The 18,004-nt window shown below is 45.7% G+C and carries 20 protein-coding genes; 18 read left to right on the top strand and 2 right to left on the bottom strand.

Going from position 1 to position 18,004, the window contains the following annotated elements:
* Positions 1-72 precede the first annotated feature (72 nt).
* Positions 73-1,059: a lysine exporter LysO family protein gene (locus tag ACPW7J_RS10985; RefSeq protein ID WP_424959572.1), complete on the top strand. Its 987-nt coding sequence runs from the start codon at positions 73-75 to the stop codon at positions 1,057-1,059.
* Between the two features lie 102 nt (positions 1,060-1,161).
* Here ACPW7J_RS10985 and ACPW7J_RS10980 read toward each other — a convergent pair whose 3' ends face one another.
* Both ACPW7J_RS10980 and abc-f read right to left on the bottom strand, forming a co-directional pair.
* A complete protein-coding gene (locus ACPW7J_RS10980; protein WP_161875250.1) occupies positions 1,162-2,472 on the bottom strand; it encodes a uracil-xanthine permease family protein in 1,311 nt (436 codons plus the stop codon).
* 211 nt (positions 2,473-2,683) lie between these two features.
* Positions 2,684-4,162 carry a ribosomal protection-like ABC-F family protein gene (gene abc-f / locus ACPW7J_RS10975; RefSeq protein WP_424959573.1) on the bottom strand — a complete coding sequence of 493 codons (1,479 nt, stop codon included), beginning with the start codon at positions 4,160-4,162 and terminating at the stop codon, positions 2,684-2,686.
* A gap of 530 nt (positions 4,163-4,692) precedes the next feature.
* Here abc-f and rpsU point away from each other — a divergent pair.
* The 17 genes from rpsU (at position 4,693) to ACPW7J_RS10890 (ending at position 17,977) form a co-directional block, all read left to right on the top strand.
* Positions 4,693-4,872: a 30S ribosomal protein S21 gene (gene rpsU, locus ACPW7J_RS10970; protein ID WP_022146591.1), complete on the top strand. Its 180-nt coding sequence runs from the start codon at positions 4,693-4,695 to the stop codon at positions 4,870-4,872.
* Positions 4,873-4,896: 24 nt separating this feature from the next.
* A complete protein-coding gene (locus ACPW7J_RS10965) occupies positions 4,897-5,343 on the top strand; it encodes a GatB/YqeY domain-containing protein (RefSeq protein WP_161875248.1) in 447 nt (148 codons plus the stop codon).
* 198 nt (positions 5,344-5,541) lie between these two features.
* Positions 5,542-5,946 (top strand): uroporphyrinogen decarboxylase family protein, encoded by a 405-nt coding sequence (locus ACPW7J_RS10960; protein ID WP_424959574.1) that lies wholly within the window; start codon positions 5,542-5,544, stop codon positions 5,944-5,946.
* Between the two features lie 40 nt (positions 5,947-5,986).
* Positions 5,987-6,235 (top strand): uroporphyrinogen decarboxylase family protein, encoded by a 249-nt coding sequence (locus tag ACPW7J_RS10955; RefSeq protein WP_424959575.1) that lies wholly within the window; start codon positions 5,987-5,989, stop codon positions 6,233-6,235.
* A 172-nt stretch (positions 6,236-6,407) separates the two neighbouring features.
* Positions 6,408-6,659, top strand: a complete 252-nt coding sequence (locus ACPW7J_RS10950; protein WP_424959576.1) for a YabP/YqfC family sporulation protein — start codon at positions 6,408-6,410, stop codon at positions 6,657-6,659.
* Complete coding sequence (locus tag ACPW7J_RS10945; RefSeq protein WP_424959577.1) at positions 6,586-7,644, top strand: sporulation protein YqfD; 1,059 nt, start codon at positions 6,586-6,588, stop codon at positions 7,642-7,644. The genes ACPW7J_RS10950 and ACPW7J_RS10945 overlap by 74 nt, the downstream gene beginning before the upstream one ends.
* Positions 7,598-8,587, top strand: a complete 990-nt coding sequence (locus ACPW7J_RS10940) for a PhoH family protein (RefSeq protein ID WP_202623963.1) — start codon at positions 7,598-7,600, stop codon at positions 8,585-8,587. Before ACPW7J_RS10945 ends, ACPW7J_RS10940 begins: the two co-directional genes overlap by 47 nt.
* Complete coding sequence (gene ybeY / locus ACPW7J_RS10935) at positions 8,587-9,048, top strand: rRNA maturation RNase YbeY (protein ID WP_424959578.1); 462 nt, start codon at positions 8,587-8,589, stop codon at positions 9,046-9,048. Before ACPW7J_RS10940 ends, ybeY begins: the two co-directional genes overlap by 1 nt.
* Positions 9,045-9,449 (top strand): cytidine deaminase, encoded by a 405-nt coding sequence (gene cdd / locus ACPW7J_RS10930; protein ID WP_161875243.1) that lies wholly within the window; start codon positions 9,045-9,047, stop codon positions 9,447-9,449. Before ybeY ends, cdd begins: the two co-directional genes overlap by 4 nt.
* Positions 9,446-10,348, top strand: a complete 903-nt coding sequence (gene era, locus ACPW7J_RS10925) for a GTPase Era (protein ID WP_424959579.1) — start codon at positions 9,446-9,448, stop codon at positions 10,346-10,348. The genes cdd and era overlap by 4 nt, the downstream gene beginning before the upstream one ends.
* Before the next feature lie 2 nt (positions 10,349-10,350).
* Positions 10,351-11,097 carry a DNA repair protein RecO gene (gene recO, locus ACPW7J_RS10920; RefSeq protein WP_424959580.1) on the top strand — a complete coding sequence of 249 codons (747 nt, stop codon included), beginning with the start codon at positions 10,351-10,353 and terminating at the stop codon, positions 11,095-11,097.
* Positions 11,098-11,108: 11 nt separating this feature from the next.
* Complete coding sequence (locus ACPW7J_RS10915) at positions 11,109-11,843, top strand: DUF4342 domain-containing protein (RefSeq protein ID WP_161875240.1); 735 nt, start codon at positions 11,109-11,111, stop codon at positions 11,841-11,843.
* A 35-nt stretch (positions 11,844-11,878) separates the two neighbouring features.
* Entirely contained in the window at positions 11,879-13,282 is a 1,404-nt protein-coding gene (locus tag ACPW7J_RS10910) for a glycine--tRNA ligase (RefSeq protein ID WP_161875239.1), read from the top strand.
* 12 nt (positions 13,283-13,294) lie between these two features.
* A complete protein-coding gene (gene ppdK / locus ACPW7J_RS10905; RefSeq protein WP_424959581.1) occupies positions 13,295-15,916 on the top strand; it encodes a pyruvate, phosphate dikinase in 2,622 nt (873 codons plus the stop codon).
* Positions 15,917-16,045: 129 nt separating this feature from the next.
* Complete coding sequence (locus ACPW7J_RS10900) at positions 16,046-16,522, top strand: COG2426 family protein (RefSeq protein WP_424959582.1); 477 nt, start codon at positions 16,046-16,048, stop codon at positions 16,520-16,522.
* A gap of 33 nt (positions 16,523-16,555) precedes the next feature.
* On the top strand, positions 16,556-17,011 hold the full coding sequence (locus ACPW7J_RS10895) for an NfeD family protein (protein ID WP_424959583.1): 456 nt from the start codon (positions 16,556-16,558) through the stop codon (positions 17,009-17,011).
* Positions 17,012-17,032: 21 nt separating this feature from the next.
* A complete protein-coding gene (locus ACPW7J_RS10890; RefSeq protein ID WP_424959584.1) occupies positions 17,033-17,977 on the top strand; it encodes an SPFH domain-containing protein in 945 nt (314 codons plus the stop codon).
* The last annotated feature ends 27 nt before the right edge of the window (positions 17,978-18,004 follow it).

The raw sequence follows: 18,004 nt of genomic DNA, 5'->3' as shown, positions 1-18,004 counted from the left end.
CCGGTAGGTGTTGCCGGTCTATTATTTTTGAAGTATACTATATTATAGTATGATTAAAAAGGAGATTCAGATATGAGTGATTTGGCCCTTTATCTGGCAATGGCGGTAGTAGGATTTTTTTGCGGGAGCAGATTGCGAGAACACCAGAGACTGATTCAGTGGACTGGCAGATTGCAGACAGTGGCTATTATTATTTTGATTTTTGCTATGGGTATGAGAATGGGGTCGAATCAGGAGGTTATAGATAACCTGAATTCCATCGGATTATATGCGTTGATCATGACGATATCGATTATTATCTTTTCTGTGGCGGCTATGACAGGCGCGCGAAAGATCATGAGGATTGACCGTTTTGGCAATTTGCGGGACAAACAGGCGTCTGCCCCGGAGGACAGCCAGGATGCTGGCTCAGAAGAATCGAATGAAAAAAAGCTGAATTCCATGACGGTTATTATTTTATTATGCGTAGCCGGAGGTCTAGCTTTTGGCCATTTCATTGTGCCGGAAATTTTTTCGGATATGGAAGCGTTCGGAGGTCTGGTAGGGACAATGATCAACGTTGGGCTTTGTGTGCTGCTTTATTTTGTTGGCTTTGATATGGGTGTAGACGGCACCGCGCTGCAGCATTTCAGACAGGTTGGCCTGCGTGTGTTAATTTTTCCCGCTGCAGTTATGCTGGGTACTTTGGTCGGCGCGGCAGTATGCGTGCCGTTTCTCTCCGGGATATCTTTGCGGGAAGCTCTAGCGATCGGAGGAGGTTTCGGATGGTATACCTTTGCGCCAGGTATTATCATGGAGGCCGGGCTGGTGACGGCAAGCGCAGTATCTTTCATGCATAATGTGATGAGAGAGTTTATTTCTGTACTGATTATTCCACTGGTGGCAAAAAAGATAGGATATTTGGAAGCCATGGCTGTTCCTGCCTGTTCTTCCATGGATGTGTGTTTGCCGCTTATCGAAAGATCTACCCGCGGCGATATTGCCATGTATTCGTTTATCAGCGGCGTAGTACAGAGCGCTGCGGTGCCTATTGTTGTTCCGTTGGTTTTGGGATATTAGTGTTAACAGTATCGTTAAGCAAAATGAATAAAAAATGTGAAATTAGAAAAGCGTGAAATATAAAAAGGCAAGTAGAATGGTTCTGCTTGCCTTTTACTCTACCTATAGTTTAAATGTCTGGAATTTTTCTACAGTTCCATCTTCTTCTTTAAATTCATAATCGTTGCCCGGCAGAATCGCGTTGGCAAGGATGCCGACGATAGCTGCGATTGCCAATCCCGATAGGGTGATGGTGGCGTTTGCTACAGTAAAGGAGACGCCGCCTACGGAATTGAAGCCCAGCGCGCAGACCAGAATCAGCGCTGCTATGATCGTGTTCCTTGTCTTTGTAAAGTCTACCTGATTTTCGACCACATTGCGAATACCTATGGCTGAGATCATACCGTATAGGATTAGAGATACGCCGCCGATAACTGCAGCGGGGATCGATGAAATGGCGTAGCTGACCTTAGGAATAAAGGAAAGCAGTATAGCAAAACAAGCGGCAATCCGTACGACTTTGGGATCGTAGATTTTGGTTAATGCCAAAACCCCGGTATTCTCGCCATAAGTTGTGTTGGCAGGACCGCCAAAGGCCGCGGAAAGACAGGTGGCAAGTCCGTCTCCCAGCAGGGTTCTGTGCAGTCCCGGATTGGAAATATAATTTTTTCCGGTAGTCGCTCCAATTGCTGAAATATCGCCGATGTGTTCCATCATGGTGGCCAAAGCGATCGGCATGATCGTGATAATAGAGGAAACGTCAAACTTCATAATTGTGATATCAGGTAATCCGATGATAGACTGCTGACCGATTGCGGTTAAATCGACTTCCCCCATAATAACAGCGGCTATGTAGGCGATTACAACGCCCAGAATGATTGGGATGATCTTTACCATGCCTCTGCCCCATATATTGAAAATAATGATGGAAAGAAGCGCGATTAATGCTAACGGCCAGTTTGTCTGACAGTTTGTAATTGCGGTGGGCGCCAATATCAAACCGATGGAAATGATAATAGGACCGGTGACTACCGGCGGAAAGAAGCGCATTACACGCTTAGCGCCAAAGGCTTTTATCAAAGCCGACATAACTACGTATATCAGGCCTGCGGCAAAGACGCCGCCGCAAGCGTAGGGCAGCATTTCTTCATTAGCCTGTCCATCGATCATTGGCGCTACGGCTGCGTAACCTCCCAAGAAAGCGAACGATGAGCCGAGAAAAGCAGGGACAGAGCCCTTTGTGAGAAAATGGAATAAAAGAGTACCCAGGCCTGCCATTAAGAGGGTGGTTGAAACACTGAGACCAGTTAGAATAGGAACAAGTACCGTTGCTCCGAACATAGCGAAGGTGTGCTGCAGACCCAGGATGAGCATCTTGGGAATTCCCAGAACCCGCGCGTCGTTGATGCCGTTTTGATTCGCATCGTTTGTCATAAATAATAAGTCCTCCTTTGTAGTTTTGTATGAGATAAGATATATGATGTCAATCTGTGATCTCGCGATGAGAGACAGACGGTGACCGTTTCAGACTTTTTTGACTTACGTATTATCATAACATAATTCTGGTGATAATGGAAAGAAAAAACAAAAAATAAAAAAGAATGCCCTGCCGTATTTTGCAGAGCATTTTTTCCTTATGAATAGATTACAGCTGCAGGACTTCTGTGGCTACAGCAGCACAGAAAGCGCCGTCGTGTTCAACGAAGATCATGGTCGGATGATAGTTCGCCAGAAGGTTTTCGATTTGAATTCTAGATAGGATATCTACATAATTGAGGGGTTCATCCCAGACATACAGATGGGCTTCTTCACAAAGGCTGGCAGCTAACAGAACCTTTTTCTTTTGACCGCCGCTATAGGTTTCCATTGTTTTTTCAAATTGAGCGCGAGAAAAATCTAGTTTCCGGAGAATCGTTAGAAACTGTGTTAGATCGATTCCGCGTTGCCGCGCCAGATCCTGGAGGCTGCCGGATAGATAGGAGGCGTCCTGCGGCACATAGGAAATTTTTAAACCATTGCCTGTATGGAGCGTTCCTTGGTGAGAGATATTTTCGCCGCAGATGAGCTTTAGGATACTGGATTTGCCGCAGCCGTTTGGGCCTTTTAAAGCAATTCGTTGTCCAGCTCTCACAGAAAAGGTAAGTCCGTCTAGAATTTCGCGCTGCCCGTAGGTGATAGACAGATCCTGTACAGTGAGCAATGTATCTGCGCGATAGGTGAGGGGATATAGTTTTAAGGCGTCTGCTTGTTCTGTATTTTTGAGAAGCTTTTCCTTTTCATCCATAGCGTGCAGTCTGCGCTTTTGTACAGCCTTGGATCTTTTCATCATCTTTGCCGCCTGTGCGCCGATGTGACCTTTATCCGGTTTAATTCCTGAATTACGCACGCCGTTTTTCGTTTTCTCTACCTTATCGGACCAGGTCGCTGATCGTCGCTCTGCAGCCTCCAGCGCTTTGATGCTTTTTTGCAGCTTTTCGTTTTCGGCTGCTTCAAATTGATCGCGCAGTGTTTTGTTGTAATACCACGTGGAAAAGGTTCCCTGTTGAATTTCTATATTGGTTTTATTGATAGACAGGATATGATCTATACAACCGTCGAGAAACTCTCTATCGTGCGACACGAGAATAAACCCTTTTTTGCGCTTTAAGTAGGCGCTGACAGCTTTTCGCGCATCTAAATCAAGATGATTCGTAGGTTCGTCAATCAGGAGAAAGTGGTTTTCTTTGAGAAAGAGTACGGACAGAAGCGCTTTTGTGCGCTCGCCTCCGGACAGGGTGGTAAAGGGCTGCCACAGGATGTCTTCTGCAGCATCCATCAGATTGAGTTCTCGAACCAGCTGCCAATATTGAACTTCGGGGTGTATTCCTTCACAGATATCCATGGTCATAGCCGCTGGATCGGGTACGTCAAAAGGGAAGTAGTCAAAGTCTACGGCAGAAGTGATTGTTCCGCTGTAGGAAAGCTGTCCGGCGAGAAGGCGGAGAAAGGTTGTTTTCCCTCGGCCGTTACGACCTGTAAAACCCAGTTTCCAGTCAGTGTCCAATTGGAAGCTGACGTGATCGAAGACATTTTCGCAGCTTCCATCGTAAGAAAAGGTCAGATTGTTTACATAAATTTGTGACATATTGATTGCACCTCCATCGTAAAAAAATCAGCTGCAGAAAATCCGCGGCTGAAGAAGACGCAAAAAATATGACGGAATGCGGTTAGAACGCATTGCCAACGTGTCAAAGCGGCAGTCTTCAGAAATCTAAAAAGATGTGCGTTTTTCCTGCAGTTTGCACGACGAAATAAGCGGATGCTCCGCTCCAGGTGTAATTCCATCATGCAGTGTTAACTTAGCAAGAAAAATTGCGCATCTTTTCACCTCGCTTCCTTATTTAGATAGTCGCTTTATATTTCAGTATAACCGAGAAGATGAAATTTTGCAAGTTCAAAAATAGGTTTTTAACCGAAGGTTGAGGCATTTGCCGTAGTGTGATTAAAGAAATGGCATTTCTGAAATGGAAAAATGGCAAAAATATAATGTAGATTGCGCTATATTTTTTAAAAATGGCCTTGCCTAATGTGGACAAAAATAGTATAATATTTGCGTTATAGGCAAAAGACTGTTCACAGCAATAGATTCAAAGTAGTCAGGAGGTGAATTGGAATATGGCACAAGTAATCGTTAGAGAAAACGAAAGTTTGGAAAGCGCTCTGAAGAGATTCAAGAGATCATGCGCAAGAGACGGCGTTATGAGCGAACTCAGAAAGAGAGAGCATTACGAGAAACCGAGCGTAAAGAGAAAGAAAAAGTCTGAAGCCGCCAGAAAAAAGGCTAAGAAATATTAGTCATTTAGAATCGAGGTGATATAAATGACTTTGAAAGAACAATTGATGGCCGATTTCAAAGAGGCAATGAAATCTCGAGATGAAATCGCCAAAAATACAATCAGTCTTGCTCGTGCCGCTATTAAGCAGTATGAGGTGGACAAACGTGAAGAACTGGACGACGCAGGCGTTATTGCCATTTTATCCAAGCAGGTAAAAATGCGTAAGGATGCCCTCGCTGATTTTGAAAAAGCTGGACGAACAGATCTGGCCGATGCATATAACGCGGAAATAGAAGTTCTGAACAGATATCTTCCGGAACAGCTATCCAGAGAGAAGATCATGGAGATCGTCAGGGAAACTGCAGCCTCACTTGGAATTGAAGGAGGCAAGCAGAATATGGGTAAGCTCATGGGACCTGTCATGGGTAAGGTCAAAGGCCTTGCTGACGGCGGTATGGTCAAGGAAGTCGTAATGGAATTTCTTGCATAATAAAAATACCAATTATGGAGGCAGAAAACATTCTGCCTCCATTTTGCTTGCCTATAGTTCAAAAAAACTACTAAACTTCCTATAAAAATTCCAAGAATATGATTTGATCATAAGATAGAATTGTTCATATAATAGATAAAGTCTTATAAGCGATTAAATCGAAAAGAAATAAATCGTATCAATACAAGGAGGAGAGCAATGAACAAGAGAAATATGAGGGAGTGGAAGGAGAGTGTAATCGCTTCTCCAAGGAAAAAAGGCGCGCCGGTATTGACATTTCCATCAGTGCAGCTTACAGGCGCTACTGTGAAACAGCTGGTAACGGATGCGCAGACCCAGGCTGACGGTATGAAATTTTTAACAGAGAGAACGCCGTCCCTGGCAGCCATGAGCATGATGGACTTAACCATTGAAGCGGAAGCATGTGGAGCAGAAATCAGAGTACCGGAAAACGATGTGCCTGCGACATTGGGAGAGCTGATTAAGACCAAAGAGGACGCAGAGAATATGCGCGTACCGGAAATCGGCGACGGCCGTACACAGATCTTTATTGACGCAGTTAAAAAGGCGGCGGAAATGATCGAAGACCGACCGGTTAATTGAAATCAATGCAGAGGGTTACCATTTTGGTAATGTAATCAACATGGAGGATATTTGCCCGCTGCTTCCTGCAAATAAGCTGGTTATGGGAAATATAGATCCCGCATCCCAGTTCTGCTTTGGTACGGCCGAGTCTATGAAAGCTGATACGAAGGCCGTAATGGAAAAGTGTCGTCAGTATCCTAACTTTGTCATTTCATCAGGCTGTGATATTGGACCTAATGCAAGCTGGGAATGTATAGACGCCTTTTACGAAGCTATAGACGAATTCTATACAGAAAAGGGACTGTAAAAGCAGGCAACTTAAATTTTTAATAGATACTATACACTCAAAAAAGACATTCAATTTGCCCATTGGTGTCTTTTTTGCTTTTTCTTGCGGCAAAAGCAAAACCGATTGATACGTTGACTGCTTCCTGATCTCGTTCTGCATAATCCCGTTATTTCCTTCATATACTTACATCATGAAACTGATAAATGAATTGACATATGATTTTGATATCACCGGACCGAAGGTTACGGCGTCGGAACATGCTGCTATCGTGGAAAATGTGCTGCGGGTCGTTTTGATTACGGATACCCAGATTACAGTCCATACAGGACGCTTTTTTGTGACTGTTAACGGCAGTGATTTTGTTATAGGTGAAATCTGGGAAGGGCGAATGGAACTTGAAGGAAACATCCAGGGAATCGAATTTCATAAGGTATTGGGTTAGGGTCAGGCTGCAGGGCTTTAAACCGGAGAGAATTTTAACGCAGGCATTAAATCGCGGCGCTTTCTTGCGGGACATTCGTTATAGGGACGAGACTGAAGTGTTTTTTTGCGTGGCGGAAGAAGATTTTCGCATGCTGAAAAAATTGGCCGGAAGCAGATATAAAATGACTGTGATCGACGAAGGCGGTATGCGTCCGGCAGCGTCCAGACTTTGGGCAGGGAAAATGGCGGCGGTGGGGCTGGCGTTATTTTTGATCGTCGTAGGCGTGCAATCGCTCTTTGTTCGGGAAATCAGGGTAATAGGCTGCAAAAGTATTACGGAAAGTCAAATTAGAGAGTGCATTGCCGAGGAAGGATTGTATGAAGGAGCGTTGAAACGTTTTGACTGTGATCAAATTGAGCGGAAGCTGTTTACTGTATTTGACAGCATCGTCTGGGCCAGGGTTGCTTATGAGGGCAATTATGTTCAGGTAGAGATATCTGAGAGCGAGCAGGTGCCGGCGAACGATCAGGAGAGAGAAAAGCCTTGTAATATCATAGCGGAGCAGGAATGCTATATTGAGAACGTTTATACATATCGCGGCAGGGCAAAGGTGCAGTCGGGGGATTTTGTCCGTAAGGGCCAAGTGTTGATTACCGGCAAGGTGCCTATTGAACATCCGACGTATCCTCTGGAAAAGGATGAAAAGCCTGTACATTATGTTCACGCCGAGGGAGAGATTGTCGCGAGAGTTCCGTATTATTTTTCATTTTATATGGATGGGCAGAAGGATGAGGGGAAGGCGCAGGCCCTTTTACGAGAGTGGATTAAAGAAAATGTGCCGGAAAAGGCGCAAATTTTAAATAAAGACTTTCATTTTTCTGAGAAAAAAAATATAATAAGGGTATATGGAACAGTAGAAACCCGCCAGAGGGTGGGAATAGAAAAGGAGATTGCTATTGACAAATCAAAACCAAAATCAGGAGCTGAAAAAAATACAGATTGATGACGACATAGACAGAGCCGAGCTTCTGGGCAATTTAGATGCAAATTTAAACCTGGTACAGGAAGCAACGGCGACAGAGATATTTCAGAGAGATGATTGCCTACTTCTCAGAGGCGGAGATACCTCCATGGCCGAAGGCATTTTGCAGGAATTGATGGATGTGATTAGAAACGGAGAACGGTTGGATACCCAAAAGGTTAGCTACATTATCAGCCTGAAAGTGCAGGGACAGTCATACAAAGAAAATAACGTGAGCAAGGACATCATTTGCTTTACCAGTAAAGGGCGGCCGTTGAAGCCGAAGACTGTGGGACAGAAAAACTATGTGGCCAGTATCAGGAAGCGGGATATCGTATTTGGCATCGGACCGGCAGGAACCGGCAAAACGTATATCGCGGTAGCTATGGCCGTAAATGCATATAAGAACAAAGAGGTGCAGAAAATTATTCTGGCGAGGCCTGCCGTGGAGGCAGGAGAAAGGCTGGGATTTCTGCCGGGAGATTTGCAGGAAAAGGTAGATCCGTATCTCAGACCGTTGTATGACGCGTTGTATGATGTTTTAGGCAGAGACAACACTTTGAGATTGAAGGAAAAGGAAGTGATAGAGGTAGTACCGCTGGCTTACATGCGCGGCAGAACTTTGGACAACGCCTTTATCATCCTGGATGAAGCGCAGAATACGACAAGAGAACAAATGAAGATGTTTCTGACCAGAATGGGATTCGGTTCGAAGGTGGTAGTTACAGGCGATATCACCCAGATCGACCTGCCGAGAGGTAAAAAGAGCGGTCTCGTTGAAGCGGAACGAGTGCTGCGTCGCGTAGATGATATTGACTTCTGCTACCTAAAGGACGTAGACGTAGTCAGACATGAGCTTGTTAAGAAGATTATTAACGCGTATGATCAGTTTTATAAGAAGCATCCGGAGGAATTAGAAGAATAATGGAAATATACTTTGAGGAAGAACAGCAGGTTTCACAGGAGATTCTCGACACGATGAAAAGAGCGGCCGCGCGGTGCCTGCTTCTTGAAGGAGTGGATCAGGAGAGAGTCGAGATCAGTGTAACCTTTGTGGACGGAGAAGAAATCCGGACATTGAACCGAGAGTATCGAGATACAGATCGAGTAACAGATGTACTGTCGTTTCCGCAGTTTGAATCCCCGCGGGATTTGCCTGAGGAAGGAGAGCTGTGTTTGGGTGATGTGGTGATCTGCAGAGAACGGGCGGCGGAACAGGCGGAGGAATTCGGCCATTCCTTTGAGCGCGAGATCATCTATCTGTTTACGCACAGCATTCTTCATCTGTTGGGTTATGATCACATAAACCCTGAGGACAAGCAGGAGATGCGCGCGAGAGAAGAAGAAGTTATGGCATTCCTGGGTATCAGAAGGGAGACAGAATGAACAAAGAGTATCAGGCGAACAAAGAGGCTTACGGCGAACTTTTTCGGGCTGCAAGGGAGGTTCTTCCTAACGCTTACGTACCCTTTTCCCATTTTCAGGTCGGCGCCGCTTTGCTGACAGAGGATGGCGACGTGATCACAGGGGTCAATATCGAGAATTCATCTTATGGCGCGACAATCTGCGCGGAGCGGACAGCTTGCGTGAAAGCGTTGTCGGAGGGATACCGGAAATTTAAGGCTATCGCTGTCACATCCAGCGGCGGCATTGCGTTTCCATGCGGTATTTGCAGGCAGTTTCTTTATGAGTTTGCACCGGATTTAATCGTGATTCTGGGAGAGGATGAGGATCATTTGATGCAATATACACTGAAAGAATTATTACCGGAAGGATTTAGACTATGATGAAATCAGGCTTTATCGGCATTATCGGCAGACCGAACGTGGGAAAGTCCACTTTGCTGAATAATATTTTGGGCGAAAAGATCGCTATCACCTGTGATAAACCACAGACCACAAGAAACAGTATACGGGGCATCTACACACACTTTGACGAGGGAGAAGCAGACAGCGGCGTACAGATGGTATTTATCGATACGCCAGGTATTCATAAAGCACGTAATAAGTTGGGACAGGCTATGACAGAAATGGCTGTGAACACTTATAAAGAGGTTGATGTGATTCTCTTTCTGGTGGACGGCAGTATCAAGAAAGGACCAGGCGACAGATACATCACCGAGCAGATTCATAATCTGGATACGCCGAAGATTCTGGTGATCAATAAAATTGATCAGATGCAGCCGGAGGAATACCGGCAGATTTATGAAGAATATCAGGAGTTAGGCGTGTTTGACGGTATTTTTGGAACGTCAGCGCTGAAGGGGACCAATGTAGCCGACTTGCTGGGGAGGATCGAAACCTATTTGGAAGAAGGGCCTATGTTTTTTCCTGCGGATATGGTTACGGATCATCCGGAGCGGTTTATCGTCAGTGAAATCATTCGTGAGAAATTGCTGCATTATCTTGACGAGGAAGTACCTCATGGCGTGGCGGTGGAAATTGAAAGCTACAGTGAAGAACCGAAGATTACCAGAATCGGCGCGGTGATTTACTGCGAAAAAAAGTCGCACAAGGGCATTATCATCGGCAAGCAGGGGAAAAAGCTGAAAGGAATTGGCAAGAGCGCCCGTTTGGAGATTGAGGCGCTTCTGGGTACAAAGGTATTCCTGGAAATTTGGGTGAAGGTGAAGGAAAACTGGAGAGACAGCGATTTCGCGCTGTCTAACTTCGGTTATAGAGAATAGCCATGTATACGAGTACAGAAGGGATTATTTTCAGACAGGTTAAGGCCACCGGAGGCCGCAGAATGCTGCTCCTGTTCACAAAGAAATACGGAAAGATCAGCGCAGGCAGCAATCTCAGCGAGAAGGGGCGGAACAAAACCGCGCTGGCTATGCGCCCTTTTACTTACGGCGTCTATGAATTATATAAGGGCAGGGAATACTACAACTTGAATAACGCGGAAGTACGGCAGAGCTTTTTTCTCATTGGCGATGACTTAGACAAGTATATGCAGGCGTCTCTGATCTTAGAACTGACGGAGAAGATGATTCCAGAGGATGTGCCGCAGCCTCGACTTTTTAACCTTTTGATTGAATTTCTCTCGGCCATGGAAAGACGAGAGCGGTTTCACGATACGTTGGCGCTGGCCTATGAGGTCAAGGCTTTGAGCCTTCTCGGCTGCTTCCCTGAATTGAATCAGTGTGCCCGCTGCGGCTCTGAGGAGCATTTAACAGCCTTCAGCGTTGGGGACGGAGGCATGCTATGTGAAAATTGCAGGAAGAAAGCCAATGACAGATTGATTTATGAGCCAAAATTTGATATAGTAGATATATTAAAATATTTTTCCAAAACGCCCCTTGTCGCTTTTGAGAGGGTGGCGCTGGAACCGGGCGCAGCAAAGGGTTTACAGCAGATTTTGAGAGAATATATGTCCTATTATCTGGATGTAGGCAGATTAAAGAGCGAAAGCATTTTTGAAGAGAAATTTTAGGAGGTTAGAAAATGGAGATTACGTTAGAAAAGATCGAATTGGTCAAGGACAGAACAGGCGTTACGTACAAAGAGGCAAAGGAAGCCCTGGAGGCTGCAGAGGGCAACGTAGTAGACGCGATTATCGCTATTGAGGAAACGATTGATCAGAAGTCATCGAAGAAGCTGGGCGCGCAGGGCGAAGCGCTGATTCAGAAGATGAAGGATACTGTTAAAAAGGGAAATATCTCTAAGATTCTGGTAACCAGAGACGGTGATACAATCGTGAACATTCCTTTGACGGTAGGCGTGCTGGGAAGTGTGGTAGCTCCATGGGGCATGATTGCCGGTATCGTAGCGGCGTTCGGCTTCAAGTGTAAGATTGAGTTTGTCAAAGACGACGGTTCTATTATCGACATTACGGAGAAGGCCGGAGATTTTTATGAGGAAGCTAAGGAAAAGGGAACGGATCTTTACGAAGATATTAAGGAAAAAGCGCCTGGCGTTTACGAAGATATCAAAGAAAAAAGCGGCGAGGCTTTTGCGAAGGCAAAGGACGCGGCAAAGGACGCCAGAGAGAAGATCCGCAGAGATAAAGACGACGAGGAAGACGACATCGAGGTTGAATTCGTTAATCTGTGCGATAAGGATTGCGAAGAATGCGAAGAACCTTGTGAAGAAAAATGCGATGACTGTCAGTATGACGCGCTGCATGGCGAACAAACCTGTGATGCTTGCGCGGTAGATGAAGAAAAGATAGAAGAATAATTGAATAACAGAAATGGAAGGAAGAACTTATTGATATGAGCAGAGAAGTTACAATGGAAAAAATCGTTGCCCTTGCAAAGAACAGAGGATTTGTATATCCAGGTTCTGAAATATACGGAGGCCTGGCAAATACATGGGACTATGGTCCTCTGGGCGTAGAGTTCAAGAACAACGTGAAAAAAGCCTGGTGGAGAAAATTCGTGCAGGAGTCTAAGTTTAACGTAGGCTTAGACGCGGCGATTCTGATGAATCCCAGAACGTGGGAAGCTTCTGGCCATGTAGGCGGATTTGCGGATCCTTTGATCGACTGCAAAGAGTGTAAGGCTCGTTTCAGAGCTGATAAGCTGATTGAGGAATATATGCAGGAGAATGGACTGGAAGTAGTTCCTGTCGATGGATGGGCTAACGAAAAGCTGGAAGGTTATATTGCTGAGAAAGGGATCAAATGCCCTGAGTGTGGTAAAAGCAATTTTACCAGTATTCGTCAGTTCAATCTGATGTTTAAGACTTTCCAGGGAGTAACAGAGGATTCTAAATCAGAGATATTCCTGAGACCAGAAACAGCCCAGGGTATCTTTGTGAATTTCAAAAATGTACAGAGAACCTCCCGCAAAAAGATTCCATTTGGCATTGCGCAGATCGGTAAGTCGTTCAGAAATGAAATTACACCGGGAAACTTTACTTTTAGAACCAGAGAATTTGAGCAGATGGAGCTGGAATTCTTCTGCAAGCCGGGCACAGACCTGGAATGGTTCGACTATTGGAAACAGTATTGTATCGATTTCCTCAAATCTTTAAATATGACGATGGATCATATCAGAACCAGAGATCATGAGAAAGAGGAACTGTCCCATTACAGTAACGCTACTACAGACTTGGAGTATTTGTTCCCATTCGGTTGGGGCGAACTGTGGGGCATTGCCGACAGAACTGATTTCGATCTGAGACAGCACAGTGAATTTTCAGGACAGGAAATGGTTTATCATGATCCTGAAACTAATGAAAAATATATTCCATACTGCATAGAACCGTCTCTTGGAGCAGACAGAGTAGCGCTGGCATTTCTGATCGACGCCTACGACGAGGAGGTCCTGACCGACGCGAAAGGAAAGGAAGACGTACGTATCGTATTGCGTTTCCATCCTGCTCTTGCACCGTTCAAGGCTGCCGTATTGCCGTTAGCGAAGAAATTAGGACCTGTTGCCGAACCGATCTTTGAGGATTTGGCAAAGTCCTTCCCAGTGGACTATGACGCGGCGGGCTCGATTGGAAAGAGATATAGGAGAGAAGATGAGATTGGCACGCCGTTCTGTATCTGTGTGGATTTCGATACGGAAACTGACGGCTGTGTGACGATCCGTGACAGAGATACAATGGAACAGGTTAGGATTCCAATCAGTGAAGTAAAGGGATATATTGAGGAGAGATTGATTTTTTAAAGGAGATTAGGTATGGGGAAATATGTTTATTCGTTCAACGAAGGATCCAAGGATATGCGTGATTTGTTGGGGGGAAAAGGGGCAAACCTGGCAGAAATGACGAAGATTGGGCTTCCCGTTCCTTTCGGCTTTACCGTCACCACTCAGGCCTGCGGACGCTATTATGAGAAGAAGCAGACCATTGAGGAGAGTATCGTTGAAGAAATTCACGATAAAATGGCAGAGCTGGAAAATGTCATCGGCAAAGTGTTCGGAGACAAGGAGAATCCGCTGTTGGTATCCGTTCGTTCCGGATCTGTATTTTCCATGCCTGGTATGATGGATACTGTTCTGAATCTGGGTTTAAATGATGAAACAGTAGAGGGTCTGGCGGCCTTAACGGATAATCAGCGCTTTGCCAGAGACAGTTATCGCCGGTTTATTCAGATGTTTGGGGACGTGGTGTTGGGAATTCCCAAGAGCCGTTTTGACACTGTCTTTGATAGGCAAAAAGAGAAGGCCGGCGCTACCTATGATGTAGAACTTGATGCTAAAGATTTGTCTGAGGTTATCGAAGGCTATAAAGCGTTGGTAGAGGAAGCTACGGGACGGCCGTTTCCGCAGAATCCTGCAGAACAGTTGATAGAAGCTATTAAAGCTGTGTTTCGCTCATGGAATAACGAGCGAGCCAGATTATACAGAAAACTGAATCATATTTCTGATGAATTGGGAACTGCAGTTAATGTGCAGGCAATGGTGTTTGGAAATATGGGAGATACATCCGGTACAGGCGTGGCGTTTACCAGAAATCCGGCTACAGGTGAGAAATGCCTGTATGGTGAATTTTTGCTCAACGCGCAGGGTGAGGATGTGGTGGCAGGTATTAGAACGCCAAGGCCAATCGGTGAAATGGAAAATATTTTTCCGGATATTTATAAAGGACTTTTACGGATTGCCGACGTACTGGAGAAGCATTATAAAGATCTGCAGGACATGGAGTTTACTGTGGAGCGGGGACGCTTGTATATGCTGCAGACAAGAGCTGCGAAACGGACGGCGGCGTCAGCTGTGAAAGCTGCTGTAGATATGGTGGAGGAAGAACTGATTACCAGAGAAATGGCGGTAGGGCGTATTGATACGGCGCAAATCGACCAATTGCTTCATCCTAACTTCGATGACGTTGCAGAAAAAAATGCGGAGGTCTTAGCAAAAGGTTTGCCTGCTTCTCCGGGAGCCGCGTCGGGACAGATATGTTTTACCGCGTCGGATGCTGTGAGGATAGCAGAGACAGGACGAAAGGCCATTCTGGTCAGAGCGGAGACCTCGCCGGAGGATTTGGCGGGCATGGTGGCGGCCGAAGGAATTTTGACTGCCAGAGGCGGTATGACCAGCCACGCTGCCGTAGTAGCCAGAGGCATGGGGAAGTGCTGCGTAGCAGGATGTTCAGAAATGATGGTAGATGAAACTGCGAGGAAGCTGTTCGTGGGTACAGACGTGCTGGAGGAGGGAGATGAAATCTCTTTAAACGGTTCAAGGGGTTTGGTCTATCGTGGGGCTTTGCCGACAATGCGACCGGAATTTTCTGATGAATTTGCTATGATCATGAGCTGGGCGGATGAAATCAGGACGTTGAAGGTCAGAGCAAACGCAGATAATCCGCGGGATGCGAAGCAAGCTGTTCTCTTTGGCGCGGAGGGCGTCGGGCTTTGCAGGACAGAGCACATGTTCTTCGAGAATGAAAGGATTCCTGCTATACGTCAGATGATTATGGCGGAGACAGAGGAGCAGAGAGAAGCGGCTTTGGAAAAGCTGAGACCTTTCCAAAAGTCAGACTTCAAAGCTATATATGAGGTAATGGAGGATAAACCGGTGACAATCCGATTGCTGGATCCACCGTTGCATGAGTTCCTGCCGCAGACGGAAGAAGAAACGAAGGCCTTAGCTGAGAAATCAGGCGTTTCCTATGAAAAGCTGCGCCAGACTGCAGAGGAGTTGGCAGAATTTAATCCGATGTTAGGGCATCGAGGTTGTAGATTGGTTGTTACCTATCCGGAGATTGCCCGGATGCAGACCAGAGCAATTATGGAGGCTGCTATAGAGGTTTCTCAGGAGAAGGGTTTTGAGATCAGTCCGGAGATTATGATACCGCTGATCGGTATAGAAGAAGAAATGGCCTATATCAAAGGCGTTGTAATTGAAACTGCGGAGGAATGTAAAAAAACGTATGGAGCAACCATAGATTACTCTATCGGAACGATGATTGAAGTGCCGCGAGCCGCTTTGATTGCTGATAGGATAGCAAAGGAAGCAGATTTTTTCTCATTTGGAACGAATGATCTGACACAGATGACCTTTGGCTTTTCCAGAGATGATACGGGAAAGCTGGTGCAGGAGTATGTTGAAAAGGGAATCCTAAAGCATGATCCGTTTCAGACGATTGATCAAGACGGCGTTGGCGTTTTAATGCAAAACGCTGTAAAGCTGGGACGGACAGCACGACCTAATTTGAAGCTGGGCATTTGCGGTGAGCACGGAGGTGATCCGGCAAGCATTGATTTTTGTCATCGTATAGGACTTCACTATGTGTCTTGCTCGCCGTATCGTGTGCCGGTGGCTAAAATCGCCGCTGCGCAGGCAGTAATCAATCAAGAATAACGTAATGATTTTTGAGAGGTCTGTCAAAACTATGACAGACCTTTTATGGTAAACATGAGATGATGATTTACAAGGGAGACACATTAGTATATAATAAAAGTATCTATTATTGAGCCGAAAGGAATTTAGATGATTGGAATTTGGGGAACGTATTTTGGGAATTTGGTTATGACAATGTTGGTATCTATGGTGCCGGTTCTTGAGCTTCGGGCAGCAATTCCGTTGGGAGTAGCGGCTGGACTGAGTGTGAAAGAGGCTTTGGCGGCAGCTATCATCGGCAATTTGATTCCTGTTCCGATTATTATACTCTTTGTTCGAAAGGTTTTTGCCTGGATGAGAAGTAAGAGTAAAAAGCTGGACGAGCTTGTAGGCAGATTTGAGAGAAAGGCGGCAAAGCAGTCGGCAGTTGTCAAAAAATATGAATGGTTTGGTCTTGTCATTTTGGTTGCCGTCCCGCTTCCGGGAACGGGAGCCTGGACAGGCGCATTGGTTGCCGCTATGCTGGATATGAGACTGAAGCGGGCATTTCCGGCGGTTTTGCTTGGTGTAGTCATCGCGGGACTTATCGTATCGTATATTACCTATGGAGCTAGTATGCTGTTTTAGCTGCCGGCTGATTAAAAAAGAGGAGGTTGGAATATGATCTTTGACATTTCCTGGCTTAGTATGCCAGTATTCTGGTTGATTGCGGCAGCAATTTTTCTGGTGATAGAGGCGATTACCTTAGGCCTGACCACCATTTGGTTCGCAGGAGGCGCTGTGATTGCTTTGGGCGTATCGCTGCTGGGAGGTGGTCTGGCAATTCAAATTGTACTTTTCTTTCTGGTTTCGATTCTTCTTTTGATTGGGACGAGAAAGCTGTTTGTCGGGAAGCTGCGGACTGGTCAGGAAAAGACGAATATTGACGCGCTTATCGATAAGGAAGCTCTGGTTATTTCAGAGATTCGTCCTATGGAGGTAGGACAGATTCGTTTGGGCGGACAGGAATGGAGCGCGGTTTGCAGATTAAACAAAGTGATTCCAGCCGGTGAAATGGTTATTGTTAAAGAAATTGAAGGGGTTAAGGCGATTGTCCTTCCTCTCGATGAAGTGTAGGAATGAGAAAAGGAGAGTATTATGGAGAGTATCGGAACTATCATTAAAATTCTGGTTATTGTGGCGCTCATCCTGATCGGTATCGGTTTGATTGTGACGAATATCAGAGTTGTACCGCAGGCGAGGGCGTATGTCATTGAACGATTAGGCGCGTATAAGGGAACCTGGCAGGTAGGTTTGCATTTTAAAATTCCTCTTATCGACAAGATCTCGAGGAAGGTATCACTGAAGGAAAAGGTGATTGATTTCCCGCCGCAGCCTGTTATTACCAAGGATAATGTAACTATGGAAATCGACACTGTAGTATATTTTCAGATTACAGATCCGAAGTTGTATACCTATGGCGTTGAAAGTCCTATGGACGCCATTGAAAATTTGACTGCTACTACTCTGCGTAATATCATCGGCGAACTGGAGTTAGATGAATCTTTGACCAGCCGTGAGCATATCAATACCAAAATCAGATTGGTGCTGGATGAAGCAACAGATCCATGGGGGATTAAGATTAACCGTGTAGAGGTTAAAAATATTACGCCGCCGAGAGATATTCAGATGGCGATGGAAAAGCAGATGCGTGCCGAGCGTGAAAGGCGAGAAGCGATTCTGCGGGCGGAAGGTGAAAAGAAATCCGCGGTACTCATTGCCGAGGGTAATAAGGAGGCGGTCATTCTGGAAGCGGAAGCTAACAAGGAATCTAAGATTCTGGAAGCCGAGGCGAAGAAGGAGGCTGCGATTCGTGAGGCAGAGGGTCAGGCGGAAGCCATTAGAATGGTACAGCAGGCGACTGCGGACGGTATCCGCATGCTGGTAGAATCCGCGCCAAACAAGGAGGTTATCGCTCTGAAGAGTTTGGCATCGTTCGAAAAAGCGGCGGATGGTCAGGCGACAAAGATTATCATTCCATCGGAGATTTCAGGTCTTGCAGGTCTGGCAACCTCACTGAAGGAATTGGTAAAGGAAGACTAAATTGCAAATAGACGATTTAAAAGGCAG

The organism is Ihubacter sp. rT4E-8, assembly GCF_049852125.1.
In the GTDB taxonomy this organism is placed as follows: domain Bacteria; phylum Bacillota; class Clostridia; order Peptostreptococcales; family Anaerovoracaceae; genus Senimuribacter.
The sequence above is the reverse complement of the archived record's forward strand: the minus strand, read 5'-3'. Positions and strand labels throughout refer to the sequence as shown.